Annotated in this window: 8 protein-coding genes and 3 pseudogenes; 8 read left to right on the plus strand and 3 right to left on the minus strand. The window is 56.6% G+C overall.

Annotated elements, in window-relative coordinates; all coding sequences use genetic code 11:
- Positions 1-1,022: pseudogene (locus AOQ71_RS06260) on the plus strand (IS3 family transposase); the annotation flags it as partial.
- Positions 1,023-2,085: 1,063 nt separating this feature from the next.
- On the opposite strand, the gene AOQ71_RS06265 reads toward AOQ71_RS06260, so the two are convergent.
- Positions 2,086-4,182, minus strand: coding sequence for an AAA family ATPase (locus AOQ71_RS06265; protein ID WP_057743213.1), 2,097 nt, complete (start codon positions 4,180-4,182; stop codon positions 2,086-2,088).
- 599 nt (positions 4,183-4,781) lie between these two features.
- Between AOQ71_RS06265 and AOQ71_RS06270 the strand changes: the two genes are divergently transcribed.
- The 5 genes from AOQ71_RS06270 to AOQ71_RS06295 all read left to right on the plus strand — a co-directional run bounded on the left by AOQ71_RS06270 (position 4,782) and on the right by AOQ71_RS06295 (position 10,308).
- Complete coding sequence (locus AOQ71_RS06270; RefSeq protein WP_057743216.1) at positions 4,782-5,024, plus strand: hypothetical protein; 243 nt, start codon at positions 4,782-4,784, stop codon at positions 5,022-5,024.
- A 152-nt stretch (positions 5,025-5,176) separates the two neighbouring features.
- The gene (locus AOQ71_RS06275) at positions 5,177-5,497 is read left to right on the plus strand and encodes a DUF3768 domain-containing protein (RefSeq protein ID WP_347336681.1); all 321 of its coding nucleotides are present in this window, start codon (positions 5,177-5,179) and stop codon (positions 5,495-5,497) included.
- A gap of 964 nt (positions 5,498-6,461) precedes the next feature.
- On the plus strand, positions 6,462-7,610 hold the full coding sequence (gene ftsZ / locus AOQ71_RS06285; RefSeq protein WP_083513988.1) for a cell division protein FtsZ: 1,149 nt from the start codon (positions 6,462-6,464) through the stop codon (positions 7,608-7,610).
- Positions 7,607-8,293, plus strand: a complete 687-nt coding sequence (locus tag AOQ71_RS06290) for a hypothetical protein (RefSeq protein ID WP_057743220.1) — start codon at positions 7,607-7,609, stop codon at positions 8,291-8,293. Before ftsZ ends, AOQ71_RS06290 begins: the two co-directional genes overlap by 4 nt.
- Before the next feature lie 710 nt (positions 8,294-9,003).
- Entirely contained in the window at positions 9,004-10,308 is a 1,305-nt protein-coding gene (locus AOQ71_RS06295) for a radical SAM protein (RefSeq protein WP_057743222.1), read from the plus strand.
- Between the two features lie 1,100 nt (positions 10,309-11,408).
- Here AOQ71_RS06295 and AOQ71_RS06300 read toward each other — a convergent pair.
- Entirely contained in the window at positions 11,409-11,759 is a 351-nt protein-coding gene (locus AOQ71_RS06300) for a PilZ domain-containing protein (protein ID WP_157083398.1), read from the minus strand.
- A gap of 202 nt (positions 11,760-11,961) precedes the next feature.
- Here AOQ71_RS06300 and AOQ71_RS06305 point away from each other — a divergent pair.
- Together AOQ71_RS06305 and AOQ71_RS06310 are read left to right on the plus strand one after the other, a co-directional pair.
- Positions 11,962-12,161, plus strand: a pseudogene (locus tag AOQ71_RS06305) (transposase); the annotation flags it as partial.
- 312 nt (positions 12,162-12,473) lie between these two features.
- Positions 12,474-13,715 carry a DNA sulfur modification protein DndB gene (locus AOQ71_RS06310; protein ID WP_162268323.1) on the plus strand — a complete coding sequence of 414 codons (1,242 nt, stop codon included), beginning with the start codon at positions 12,474-12,476 and terminating at the stop codon, positions 13,713-13,715.
- 135 nt (positions 13,716-13,850) lie between these two features.
- On the opposite strand, the pseudogene AOQ71_RS06315 reads toward AOQ71_RS06310, so the two are convergent.
- A pseudogene (locus AOQ71_RS06315) lies at positions 13,851-14,872 on the minus strand (IS3 family transposase); the annotation flags it as partial.

A 14,872-nucleotide genomic window follows, 5' to 3' on the forward strand; every position in this document is an offset into this window, starting at 1 on the left:
AAGACGCTGGAGGACGAGAACACGCGGCTGAAACGGTTGCTGGCCGACTCCATGCTGGACAATGCGGCGTTGAAGGACCTCTTGGGAAAGAAATGGTGACGCCCGCGGCCAAGCGGAAAGCTGTCGCGCATCTCGTGGATGCCCACGGGATGAGCGAACGGCGGGCGTGTAAAGCCATCGGCTGCTGCCGCATGACCATGAGATACCAGACGACCCGGGCGGACGAAGCCGACCTTCGCCAGCGCATGAGGGCGATCGCCCAGGAGCGCCGTCGCTTCGGTTATCGACGCCTGCACGTGCTGCTCAAGCGGGAGGGCTATCTGGTCAACCACAAGAAGCTCTTCCGGCTCTACCGGGAAGAGAGGCTCGCGGTACGCCGCCGTGGTGGCCGCAAGCGGGCAATCGGGACCAGGGCACCGATGATGGCGCCGATGGCCCTCAACGATCGTTGGTCGCTCGACTTCGTGTCGGATCAGCTCACCGACGGCCGTCGCTTCCGCATTCTGACCGTGGTCGACGATTGCACCCGCGAGTGCCTGGCGCTGGTGGCCGACACCTCGCTCTCGGGCACCCGCGTTGCGCGGGAGCTGGACCGGCTGATGATTGAGCGCGGCAAGCCGAAGATGGTGGTCAGCGACAACGGCACCGAACTCACCAGCAACGCCATTCTGACGTGGGCCGATCAGAGCCGCGTCGCTTGGCACTACATCGCGCCCGGCAAGCCCATGCAGAACGCCTTCATCGAGAGCTTCAACGGCCGGCTGCGAGATGAATTGTTGAACGAGACGTTGTTCACCTCGCTGGCCCAGGCCCGCGTCGCGCTCGGATGCTGGCGCGCGGATTACAACGACACACGACCACACTCACGGCTCGGATGGAGGACGCCATCCGAGTTCGCCACCACCTGCCATCCGCGGCGGGATCTGGCGCTGCGCTATGTTGAGGGCTCCACGCCAGCTCCCGCCGCTGCCACCGCCCAACCGGGCAAATCCAACAGCCGGGTCGAACTCAGGACTGGATAAAACTTGGGGGCAAGGTCAGCTACTTCGTCGTATCGACGGCCCCGAGGCCTGCTCGCTCGAACAGCTGTCTTATCTCTAAGTTACTGAGAAATTTGCCGTCCTTCATAGGAATATACAGGGGGACTAACGCTCTCATTTTCCACCCCTCGTGGCGTTAATCGCTACACAATTCGCTAGGTTGTAGTATATTCAACGAATGAAATCGTCTCCTGACTGCTTTCGGTCAAGTGTGACCGAAAGCAAAAAGGAGAGGATTTCCTGTGCTAAATGACATTGTACTCGGGATTCTAAACGGGGTCCTAGGAGCCGCATTTCCGTTGGCAGTTCTACTTGCCTTAGCCTTGGCAATAAATTGGCTCGCGCCAAATCGTCGGAACAAATTACCCAAGCGGAGATGGCCCCCGTAGTGCAGAGCAACAGCGAACGACGTATCAACGGTCCACAACGGTGGACCGTTTTTTGTCAGAGGCACTCTTCTAATCTCGACTAACCGGCTCCAAGCTGGTGCAGATACTGATGGGCGACAGTGAGACCCACTCGATACTTGCGGAGCTCTGAGAACATATTCCCTGTTGCGAGCGTCGTGAAGTTTTGGAACTCGTCAACATAGACGAAAAGTCTCGCCGCATCACGAAGACAATCCAAGACGCGGCTATTTTCAGTAGTTCGAGCCAACCGTGCCTCCAAGACGCATCCACAGCAGCTTTACGTTCGCTGCAAGGCTTCCAATATAGTTGGCTGGTGTCGTGCGGTGTCTCTATCGCTTCAAAAGGACAGCTAGCATTAGTCACGAATTGGCCCGCGAATGCTTCCCACGAGCCCAACTACGTTAGATTGATTACGTGTAGAACACCAGCCTGTCCGAGCAGATGAATGTCGCTTCAGCGCCGAAGCCATCAGCAAGATCGTGCCGATCTGACACCACTTCGCCCGCTCCACCGATCCGGCTATATCCGCGGGTATGCTATCCGCCTCACCCTCAGCCACTCTTTAGCGAGCTTCTATGATCCCAAGAGCATTGTCAGCTCCGGAAAGCACACATCAGTGCAGGACTGGGCAAGGTCTATTGGATAGGCGGCAGCATGCGAACGCATTCATCAATGACATATTCGGGGATGCTCTCGAACTTATGCGGATTGAGTTGCATCACGTACTCATTCTCGATGTGGTACGATTCGTTGATAAATTTTCGGATCACATCGTCGTCGTGTTCGATGTTGAAAATCCGGAACAGCTGGATTTTCTCGTAGCCGACGTCGGTGGCCGCGAATTTGGCGCGAATGGCGTTTACGTCGTTCACCACGGCAACCAGCGCATCGTAGTTGAACCCTGGTAGGTGCTCTTTTCGGATGCTGTCCTCTGCTGCCTGTTTTTCCGCCGGGGTCATGTTCCGGTTTTCAGTTGTGGTCTGCAGCGTGGGAACGGCGCGGCCTTTGAACAGGCTTGCCAGCAGATTGTACTCCACGCCGACTTCGTCACGTAGCTCATAATCGCGCCGCAGATAGATGGCCTGCAGGATTGGGTCCTGCAGTGTCGCAATGTTCGCCCTGCAGACCCTGGCGAAGGTTTGGATGTCTTCCCTCGCGATCGGCACTTCTTTCACAATGCCTCCGCGCGAGGAAAGAAAAGAGGCCGATGGTTTCGCCCCCTGAAACACGTCCTTGGTACTTTTAATAACATCGATGGCCGGTTCGATGTCATGGGTCAGCAAAAGGGTGGTCCGACCTCTCAGGCTCGCCTTGCCCTGGAAGAGCTCGTGCAGGATTGCGAACTTCTTGTTCTTGTCGAACGACGAAATGGGGTCGTCCAGCACCACCAAGTCCGGGTTTTCGCTCAGCACCTGGTGCATGAAAAGAACCAGGGCGAAGGCATTCTTTTCGCCGTAGCTCAAGTGCTTGGACGCAGTTTCGAGGTGACCGGCCAGATCCTGATGCACCAGCTTTATTTTGTAGGATTGCTCCTCCGGAACGATCTCGACGACGTACTTGTAGCCGGCGGACTTCAGGAACGTATTGATGCTAACTTGGTTGGCCTCTATTGCTTTTTTTATCTTGGCTTTGTGCTTGTTGACCTTTCCCGTTAGGTCGCCAATCTTCGTGAGCAGGTCTTCGAGCTGCGCGTTGACAGGGTCTGTGATGCTCCGAGTCGCTGGGGAATCGAGCTTGTCCATCAGCGCAAGATCAATCTTCAGCGGGGTGATCTTCTCGCTGATCAGATCCACATCCCGTAGAGAGAAAAAGGAGATAGCCCGGAGCCCCTCCAGCTGAGTGATCATGCCGTCGATCTCAGCCTTGAGGCCCGTGAGGAAACCTACCTCGGCGGCGGTCAAGTCAATCTTAGTTTTCATTACCTTCTGCAGATTTTCCTGGCACTTCTCGCTGAAATACTTCCCAAGCCTTTCAATGACCGCTTTGAGCGTGTTGAGGTGACCGACCGCCGTGGCGTCGAATTCCTTCTCGACTGCCAGGGCGGTGTCTTTCTGCCCCTCACCAACGAGCGGGGTGGCGCAATAGGGGCAATTGTCGCCCAGCTTCAGATACTCGTTGCCTTTGATCTGCCAACCGATCCATTTGGACGGTTCTTGACTCTTGATGAAAGTCTCGAAGGGCTTCAGCGCCTCGGGAATATTCTCGGTCTTATTGCCGGTGCCGAACGCCTTATGTATCTTGCTGTTCTTCGGAATGTTACCGGGCTTCGATTTGCCGAATGCATCTCGCAGTTCCTTGAAGTCGGAAATCGTTTGTTCGATTTCCGCATTGTTGGTGAGTGTCTGCTTCACACCGGCTAGCAGAATGTCGATGGCCCCAATCGCCGCAACATAGTCCGGGGTTTTAATAAATATATCGAAGCTGTTCTTAAGGACTTCGTCTTTCTGGAAAACGAACTGCTGGACGTAATCTTCATCGAAGACAAGGGCGGAAGTCATACCGTCAATGCCCTGCACAGTCGGCGACTGCGTATCACCCTTGCCTCGGCTTTTGAATGGCATGAGGTCACCGAGAGTGCCATCTCCGCGAATCTGGCTGACAATGGCTTTTGCCAAAGTACTTTTGCCAAGTCCGTTGGGCCCATATTTGATATTCAGCGTGCCTTTCAGCACGCTGATCTCAGCACGGTCCACACTGTTACAGTTACTGATGACAACGGTTAGCTGGGTCACGCCAACGCCCTCCGCTTCCTAGGTGGCGAGACTATGAACCCAAACCCCGACATGCACGCAGCAAGTAAGCTCAATCCCCAAGAAAACTCAAAGTCATCAGCGGAGTGGCTGTTTTGGGACGCTTTCGACACTTGACTAGCTGCGGCCTCTCGTCGGACCCGAGAGTCCAAGCGCTTTTGTCGTTAAAGGGACCGAGAGCGGTTTAGGCCAAAGCGGGTATCAGCAATCGTTGGGTTTCCGGCGGACGGTGCGGCCAAAGACAGAAAAGCCGGATAATAAAGGATTTCAGACTGAGTCTCGGTCTATGGCCGAGACTCTCGATTCGAACATTACGTGCCGATTTGACACGAGCTCGCGCCTTCACCCATCCAGCTATATCCGCGAGTATTGGCTCAGACCTTGATCTTTCAACGTTCCGCCCCGCGATCCGGGACCTGCCAAGCATGTCCGGGTCTCGGTGGCGAGGCGGAGGCATCGCGACGAGCGTCCATACGGTCGATTGGGCATTTACTCTAAGTCCTGCCTGGTGATGGACGCTCGGCGTCCGCCTCGCGATCGAGCACCCGAATGGTTCGGATGCCCGTAGCGAGGAGGACACGATGTCCAACATTGCTCTTTCCCAAAAAGCTCAAAAGCTGATGACGCTGTGCGACCAGAGAGGCTTCCAAGATCTGGATGATCTTCTGCTCGCAGCTCTCCTCAATGGTGCGAGCCCCGCGATCTGCATGACGGAAGGGTGCAACCACACCGCCGATATGGAGCCCGATCAAGACCAGGGCTTCTGCGAGGCGTGTGGCGGTCAGACCGTGGTTTCGGCGCTTGTGCTCGCCGGCTTGATCTAGGAGGCCGACGATGCTGGTTCGAAACTACTACCACTGCGAGGAGTGCAGCCGTGAGTGGAGCAGCGTGTGGTCCGCACAATGTGACTGTGATTGTCCGTACTGCGGCGCTCGTTACATGGCACCCTACCGAAGCGAGGATGCGTAGGAGCGCGATGATGAATAGTATCGCCCTTCTCAACGATTCCTTCCGACGCACGTTCTGCGGCGGCCACGTCATGATGACGATCGGGGTCGCAGAGCTACCCGAGTGCGTAAAGGCCGAGGCGCTGCGTCAGGTAGCGGATTTCTCCGGATTTACGGAGGAGAACGATCCGTACGGTGAGCACGACTTCGGAAGCTTCGACCTGGTAGGTCGGAAGTTCTTCTGGAAGATCGATTACTACGACAAGGAGTGCGAATTCGGCTCCGAGGACCCGGCCGATCCTGAAAAGACCACGCGGGTCCTCACCCTCATGCTTGCCATAGAGTACTGATGCCCACCCGACCAACCGAAAGGATCTTGGGTTAGTCTGGAAGGTTAACAGAGCCGTGCAGCATTATCGCGAGACACTAGCCTCATCCGCCTCCCGTCATGACGCAGCGGAAAACGCATCTAGCGGGTTGAGCGCGCCTGATGCGGTAGAGCCCAACCAGTGCGGTCTTACCTGGACAATCTTTTTGTCCATCACCCTCGCTTATGCGAGGGTTTTTTCTTGCGCGAACGCGGATGATCAGAACCCATGTTGACTTCACATAATACACGCCCATCCCTTGTTAGCAAGGAGAGGCGTACGGGGAAATGAAGACTTGCTCCCACTCGCGCGCCGCCGGAAGATCGGTCTGCTTGCGCGTTAAGAATCTCTTAACCATGACGGCCTAGCCTTTGCCGATCTGCGCACACTGCCCGGTACGCTCCCAGGAGGACAGCCGATGCCAATTGAGAGGCTGACCTATGTCGCACTTGCTGCCCGCCTGAAAATCTCGCCAGGGGGCGCTCGTTCGCTTGCCAAGCGGCGTCAGTTGCCGCGCTCACTTTCAGACGATGGCAACGCGTTGGTGTGCGTTGATCTCGCCGAAATGCGGCTAAGCCACGGCGAACCGGTGGTCGAGAGCCAAACAACGCCCTGCGAGCGGAAAGTATCCTGGCGTTGCAGGCAGAGATCGCGCGGCTCGAGGCGACGGCAGCTGGTCATCGGGCAGATCTCGAGCGCGAGCGCCTAATGGCTGAAGTGCTACGGGCGACTGCTGAGGCTTCGGCGGCCAAGGAGATGACGGCGCTGCTTGAAGGCTCTCTGCGGGCCGGCGTCCAAGCTGGTGGCTCGATCGACGGCCGCGGACGAGCCGGTTCCAGACTGGGCCATCTAGCCGCGGACTTGGTCAAAGCAGATCGCAATGCTTGGAGGTAGCATTTCGAGTCATCTCATTTCCCAGCTTACCGACGCAATCGTGAGGCCGAAAATGACCAACATCACCGATGTTCGCGGGCTAAAAACGCACATTATCGTGTTCGGGGTCGGCGGTGCCGGGGGCAATGCCGTCAACAACATGATCGCGACCGGCTTGCAGGGTGTCGATTTCGTCGTCGCCAATACAGACGCACAGGCGCTCACGATGTCGAAGGCCAAGCGCCTCATCCAGATGGGCACCCAGGTGACTAAAGGACTTGGGGCCGGCTCGCAGCCTGACGTCGGGCGCGCCGCGGCCGAAGAGGCAATCGATGCCATCCGTGATCATTTGACCAGCGCACACATGGTGTTCGTTACCGCCGGCATGGGCGGCGGCACCGGCACCGGGGCAGCGCCTGTTATTGCCAAGACCGCGCGTGAGCTTGGCATTCTAACTATTGGTGTTGTCACAAAGCCATTCCAATTCGAGGGCCAGCGCCGAATGCGCCTTGCCGAAGCCGGCATCGCGGATCTGCTGAAGGCGGTGGACACTCTGCTGATCATTCCAAACCAAAACTTGTTTCGGGTGACCAACGAGAAGACCACCTTCGCCGAAGCTTTCGCCCTGGCTGACCAAGTGCTCCATTCGGGTGTGGCCTGCATCAGCGACCTTATAGTCAAGGAGGGCTTGATCAATCTCGATTTTGCCGACGTTCTCTCGATCATGCGCGAAAAGGGCAAGGCAATGATGGGCAGGGGCGAGGCTTCTGGCCCATCGCGTGTGCTCAAAGCCGCCGTAGCGGCGATTTCCAATCCACTGATCGAAGACCCCTCGATCAAGCGAGCCAGTGGCCTCATCATCTCTATCACTGGCGGCAAGGACCTGACACTGTTCGAAATCGACCAGGCCGCTAGCCGCATTCGCGAAGAGGCCGACCAGGATGCCAATATTATCATCGGCGCCACTTTTGATGAGCAGTTGGAAGGTACGGTGCGCGTCTCGGTGGTGGGGACCGGCATTGATAATCTCGGCCAGGCAGAACCAGTGGAAAGCGCAGAAAGCTCCCTTTCGGAACTCGCCGGGCAGCTGCGCAACGATAGCCCTCGCGCCTTCGACCATATCGAGCATAGCGCACGGCTTCCGCTGCCATCTAAGGGGGTGCCATGCCGCCGACCGCTCGCTACCCCGAAGGGAGATCGGCAACGCCGATCTGGAATATGAAGGCAGCGCGGATGATTAGACCGCCCAGCAAAATGGAATGGGACACATCAAGGCTTTGGGCCACGGGACGGGCCTATCTTGATAACGATCATCTGTCTTTCGAGGAAATCGCTTCGCGGTTCATTGAGAGCGCAACCGTCATCAGCAATCGGATCAGGCGCTATGACGATGCTCCGCCCGGCGAGGAAGACGGACGACAGATCATCTTTATCGTTCGCGTAGAGCTGGAAACCTGCGACCTCCTTTACAACGCGCCCGATGGTATGCGCGGTCGTTACTGGCAAAGTCCGGACTATGGCTTCGCCGCGACCAAGTTCCTCATCAGTGGGCTGTTGAGGACATTGATGTCGTTTTCCGAGAGGCATCCGCCCATGCTGCCCGAAAGGTGCGCGCCGATGGCCGCCGAGGACATCAAGATTTCACTGGAGAGTATTTCAGCGAAGGTGTGGCCTCGGGAACATGATGACACCGGCAATTGGCTGTTCAAGGTTGATCAGCTGAAGGTGCTACGTTGGGAGCAGAATGAAGGACATGGTGAGAAGGGACCCATGTGGCGACAGTCTCCAACAACCGGCGACATTGAGATCAAGGGCGCCCTGATTCGACCCGTCGACCAGATCGAGTGCATGCCCGAAGGAAAGCGGGACCGCTCCTGTCAGCTGCACAGGTTCGGCTATACTTGAGCTGGCTCAAGCATCCGCTGGACAGAGGCGAAGGCAGCACTGCAGGGGCCCGTCTACAACCAATCAATGACGGTTGAGGCCGACGACTTTTTCGCAAGGCAGCTTACAGCACCGATCGAAATCGAGCTGACGTTTGTTTGTCGGACGCTGAGTGCGAGATGTTCGCGTCACGTATCCACAACGAAGAGATGACCGTCGTTCGGGTGTTCGAGGCTCACGGCGGGAGGAATAACGGGCACTACTACGGAGTCACGTCACAGCACCGCGCTTTTAGCGCGATCCGCCAGGCGGGCAACGCGAGCGGCCTACAATCAGCTACGGGCTCAGGGCGGCATCTATAGAAAGTTGCCGCCCGTCACGAGGGCTGATCAAGTTGAGCCAGCCCTCGCCGAGTGGGAGCGACTTCATGTCCACCTGTGCGAGATGGGCAGAGACGATGGCCAGTTCTTCGGCTTCACTAACGTGGCTAGAGGTAGTTTGCAGAAGGCGACGAGCATTTCCTGGACGCGATTGCAGCGTGCGCAAACGTCGTGCTGACGACGGCGTATGCGGCGGGCTCACGGGCTAGTGAAGCTGTGCAGCCCTATTCTAAGTGATCGAGCGTCGCACCTCTCAACATGGGTGGGTCGCAATTTTACATCGCAATCTTAAGCTGGTTGGTGACGCGATCTCCTCCCGTTCGGGAGGCCCATTCGGTTTGGAGGTAAGCAATGTACCAAGTGCCCGTAGATGAGTTAGCCGCCGCATCCAATTCAGCTGTTGGGATGGCCCTCACGGACGCCTCTTACATACTGGACGAAGCGCAACATCGTCCTTTGCTTCCTTCGGAGATTCGCGGGTTCATCGGCATGATCAACACGCCTGATTTTAGCACTATTAAGTCCATGGTGCTTGACTGTTCCGCCGGTGTCAGGGCCAAGAAGTACGGTCATTCAGTTGTCACCGTCTCTCCCGTGGAGGTTAGCAATCGATGTGCATCTAACTGCGATTTTTGTGGTTGGCGCGCCGACAATGCGCAAATGGGGCGCCTAATAATCGATGAGGAGATGGTCGATATACAAACTCAATATTTGCTCGAGAAGGGCATAGACGACATCGAACTTGTTGGTGGCGATGACATGCAATTTGTTCGCGATGCTCTTCCAGTTCTCCTGCGGCGGTTACAATCGCGTTTTCCTGCAAGCAGCGGCCGCCAGCTGCTGTTTTCCACGATGGCGCTCACGGAACAACAATATCGGAATCTGGCTACCTGTGGTGCAGACGGAATGATCTCGTGGCAAGAGACGTACGACGAGACTCTATATAACAAACACATCTCGCGTGGGCCAAAGTCACGCGGAATCGATGATGATTTCCGCATTGTAAAAAACGGTAACGGCTTTTTGTTCAGGTTGCAGAGCCAAGACCGAGCCGCCAAAGCTGGCCTGAATGTTTCGGTAGGATCCATGCTTGGTCTACACAAAGACGTTGCGTTTGACGTATTGGCGACCGTGCATCACGCCCGGTATCTTTGCAGGACGTATGCTCCGGTACGGCCCCTCATAGTAGGCATGCCTACTTGGAACAAGTTAACGACACCTGAGACGGACAATCGGCCCGAGCAAGTCCTAGACATCGAGGAATGCTTCTCATTCGTAGCTTCACTTTACCTTTTGGCGTTGTCGGATCTGAATGTCTGGGTATTCCCTACCTGTCGTGTTTCGATGGAGTCTCACCTAGAGGCGGTAAGGGCCGCAGGCGCATATACGTCCACAGAAGTGAAAACAGGACCGGGGGGATATTTGGTTGACGCACTGCGGAACGTGAAGCCCCAATTGCGCCAAGCTACGATCGAAAATGTTTGCGGTGAACTTGCTGGCGAAAAGATCAATGGGAATGTGCTGCTTAAGCGCCTACAGTTTTTTGAGCAGTTCCAACATTATCACTACACTCATGAGGAGTTTGTGCGGGCGTTGGAAGCTGCTGGCATTAGCGTTGCAAGAAGGGCTCGGCCTGTCGACTTACCTGCCGTTTGAGGGATCTACGACCACGATTCGCGGCACGCTTGTCCTTCAGAGCTTACTCAGCTGAAGGCTCCAGACAGTCGCTCAACCTAAAGAAGCAACTTGATATGTGTGGTTGCTTCGCAGAACTGCGCGGGCAACGCTGGTGCGAGTGGTATCGTTGTCATCACTGAATTTCTGTCTCGACCACCCAAATCAGGTAGGCACCCTACGAGCGCTTTTGGCGCTTCAATTTTGCCGGTCCCTGGAGCCTGGAGCTTGACAATACCCAGGGAAGCGAGGTGGTCAGTTTTGGGATGGCAAGGCTGGCCACCAAAGTTAGCGGGGCGTGGGACTGCGTTTGTTCGCGACAAGCCAAGCGCCGAGTCACGTCGCGCCAACTCACCGGCAGCGCGGGCGCGGTAGGGACAGGGGTCGCAACGACGCCGAGTCGCGCTCGCGCTGCTTCCAGTTTGCGCGAGCGCCGGGGTTTTGGGCTAGCCGTCTCAGCATCGAACGCTGAAGTTATCGCAGGTACCCGCGAAGGCCTCTTTTTGCTTTTGCATCTTCAAAGCAAAAGCGCGTGCCGACGTCTGCACGATCGATCCACCAATCGACCTTATGCCCTTTTGCAATTCGGGAAGCTTCTCCGCGCAGTAGATCGAGCCGTCTTCCGGCTGCGTGGACGATCAGGCCATTTCCCTTTGGCATCAGCGCGAATCCTGACAGTCTCCAGTCGCGCACCCGAAAGAGAGCCCCCAGCACGGACAGCATGCCGAGGCGGGACGCTGGATTGCCGTGAGCCAGAGATCAAGCCACGCCTCGATCAGGACGGTTGTGCAGATGCAGAGCAGCATCACCCACCGGTCAAGTTCACAGCGCATGACAGTAATCGGCGGTAGGATCTTCGTTCGCGCTTTGAGGTAGACTCCAAGCCCACTCGAGAAAACGGCAGGTGCCAATCGCGCATAAGAAAATCTCACGTCTGAAACAACGAGCAAATTGCTATCGCAACCAACGGCTGTCCACCGGAAAACGAGCAGCTTCCGACAGCATTATGCAACCGTAGCAAATGTCGCGACAGGCCAGAAGCGACCTCACCAACAGGGCGATTCTAGCGCAAAAGGCACCTTCTATCTTGGCTCCACGAGGGTTGAATACTGGCCCGTGTTTTGGAATGCCACCCCGATGAAGTCTCCTTGTCGCCAGATGAGGCGACAAGGGTAGGTGGTGCGAAACTCATCGAAGGAAAGCGAAAACTCGGTCGGCAGAAGCGTGAGTCCATTAAGCTGAATGCCAGCGCCTCTATTGGAGAGATCACGTACCAGGCAGGGCTCGGAGGTGATGTGTCCCGGCATTGAGAGAAAAACATCTCGCCACAGCGACTGCCTTTCAATCGACCGCCGGGACCAAATCTTTCCTTCCCGTTGACGGACCTTTTCTTGCAACTTCTTTAGCTCTCGGTACTGGCGCTCCAGACTCACGCTCTCCTCCGCTTCCTTGTTGGCGCTTCCCACAGGTTTCCTGAATGCAACAACCGCCACGATAGTATATTAGCGCCATCCTGAGGTTGAGGGAATTCCGGACAACTACCGTTCGTGGCCTAGTGTTCGCCGTCAGGGCAGGCAAATTGAGGGATTTTGCGGAGGGAGGATTTCTGGTTCATCGTAGCCACCAGGAGCGAAGATGAAGCAGAAATCCGGACCGAGCAAAGCGCCGGCAGAACAGGTGCTAAAGGACATTCGGCGCCAGACCCGCCGGCAGTATTCGGCGGAAGAGAAGATCCGTATCGTGCTGGAAGGGCTGCGGGGCGAGGAGAATATCTCCGAGCTCTGCCGGCGCGAGGCATTGCCGCCTCAATGTACTATGGCTGGTCCAAGGAGTATCGTCGAATTACATGGTCGTTTGTCGGAGGTTATTCTCGCTCATAATCGCAGTGATCTAAGACGAGAGGACCTTCCTGACCTCGATGATCTCAAGGCTCTGCGAAAAGAATTTGACTGCCTCGAAGGAGCCCTGAGAGCAGAACGCAAACGCGCTAGGGAAGCGCGAGAGACACGAAAAAGGGCAAGTGTATCGCAGAAGCTGGGGTGGTGAGTAGCAGGGGCGAAAGTCGCGCCATGTGATAGAATGGCGCTGTTTTGGGGCGAAATATGAAAACAACATTTTCAGTATCGGGGTTTCTACCGAAGCCCAGGATGGGCGCACGCGATACCGTCTATCGAGGACGATTCACATGTGAGGATGTTCAGTGGACTGGATCGTCTTCAGATTTGTTAGGAACATTCACCATAACCATTGAGGAATTGGCGGACGCGGCTGAGAATGGACTTCTTTGGACCGACCAAGCGGTCCAGCGCGGTATCCAGCCCCACATGAATCCGCAGCCTCCGCGTGAGCTGTGCCTTACGAACGGGTATCCCGACTCCAAGTCGTATGTTTTTGATGGGAAGAACGCTGATGATATCGCCGAGAAACTCCTTAATGGTGAAAAGTTGTTTCTCAGCCCGCTGATATGGAACTTACGCCCTGGAGAATTCGAAGCGTATTGGGACGATGAGGCCAAGTCGTTATACATTTACTCAGGTAGGATCTATCTGCCCGATTCCCATCACCGGCATCAGGCGATCTTGAAAGCAGTCCGCACGTGGCGCTCAGCGAAAAAGGACTTTCCGAAGTTTTCCGGAGATAGGCAGTTCAAGGTCGAGCTCTACTTTCTTACCCGAGAAGATGAGGGCAACTATTTCTTTGACAAAAATCAGCGCCCCAAACCCACTGCCAAGTCCAAGGCGTATGATCTCACTACTCTCGACGACCTATCATTACTGGCAAAAATGGTCATCGAGCAGTCAAAGAACCTTTCCAACAACGTAAATCGTGTCACCGACAGGTTAACGGCGGGAAATCCGCAGGTCATTACACTGTCGACGTTACGAGAGATGATGAAGACTTTCGCGCCCAGCGAAGAACTGGACGCGTCAGAGTTGGATGGTTTGGCTGCCGTTGCAGCGCAGTTCTACGATATGCTCGCCGCCGTACGCCCGGAACTCCGGCAACAACCCGCCGCACAGAGGAGAAAGGCACGAGAGACGCTCGTGGTCGATTCGGCAGTTATGATGCACGGCTTTGCAGCTCTAATGAAGGATTTCAATAATGACCTTGCCGAGCTCGGTACTACCAAGGCGCGACGGGAATGGTCAACGAAGCTGAAGGCTTTAAGCGCTGAGCGACAGTACAAGTTCAAGCAGTGGAAGGGCGATCTGTTTGAGAAAACCAATCCGTTATGGCGAGAGGTTGGTGTCGTAAAGCCAGGACGGGATCAGCGGAAGTTGACCGTTCTAAACACCGGATCAGCTCGAGGAGAGTGCGGACGCGTTCTGCGTCAACTCGTCTCGATATCTCAACCGCCGTCTGACATTGCCTTCTTAGCACAAGGATAGAGTGACTATGGCGCAAGATCGCGAGTCACTCCTAGCGGGACGCAACACCAAACCCCTTTCGACGGAGGAAGTCAGAAGAGTAACGAACACGTTTCTTGGTTTGGACGCTTTAGCTCCTGACCTTGCCCCCAAGTTTTATCCAGTCCTGAGTTCGACCCGGCTGTTGGATTTGCCCGGTTGGGCGGTGGCAGCGGCGGGAGCTGGCGTGGAGCCCTCAACATAGCGCAGCGCCAGATCCCGCCGCGGATGGCAGGTGGTGGCGAACTCGGATGGCGTCCTCCATCCGAGCCGTGAGTGTGGTCGTGTGTCGTTGTAATCCGCGCGCCAGCATCCGAGCGCGACGCGGGCCTGGGCCAGCGAGGTGAACAACGTCTCGTTCAACAATTCATCTCGCAGCCGGCCGTTGAAGCTCTCGATGAAGGCGTTCTGCATGGGCTTGCCGGGCGCGATGTAGTGCCAAGCGACGCGGCTCTGATCGGCCCACGTCAGAATGGCGTTGCTGGTGAGTTCGGTGCCGTTGTCGCTGACCACCATCTTCGGCTTGCCGCGCTCAATCATCAGCCGGTCCAGCTCCCGCGCAACGCGGGTGCCCGAGAGCGAGGTGTCGGCCACCAGCGCCAGGCACTCGCGGGTGCAATCGTCGACCACGGTCAGAATGCGGAAGCGACGGCCGTCGGTGAGCTGATCCGACACGAAGTCGAGCGACCAACGATCGTTGAGGGCCATCGGCGCCATCATCGGTGCCCTGGTCCCGATTGCCCGCTTGCGGCCACCACGGCGGCGTACCGCGAGCCTCTCTTCCCGGTAGAGCCGGAAGAGCTTCTTGTGGTTGACCAGATAGCCCTCCCGCTTGAGCAGCACGTGCAGGCGTCGATAACCGAAGCGACGGCGCTCCTGGGCGATCGCCCTCATGCGCTGGCGAAGGTCGGCTTCGTCCGCCCGGGTCGTCTGGTATCTCATGGTCATGCGGCAGCAGCCGATGGCTTTACACGCCCGCCGTTCGCTCATCCCGTGGGCATCCACGAGATGCGCGACAGCTTTCCGCTTGGCCGCGGGCGTCACCATTTCTTTCCCAAGAGGTCCTTCAACGCCGCATTGTCCAGCATGGAGTCGGCCAGCAACCGTTTCAGCCGCGTGTTCTCGTCCTCCAGCGTCTT

Source organism: Bradyrhizobium manausense (assembly GCF_001440035.1).
Lineage (GTDB): Bacteria > Pseudomonadota > Alphaproteobacteria > Rhizobiales > Xanthobacteraceae > Bradyrhizobium > Bradyrhizobium manausense.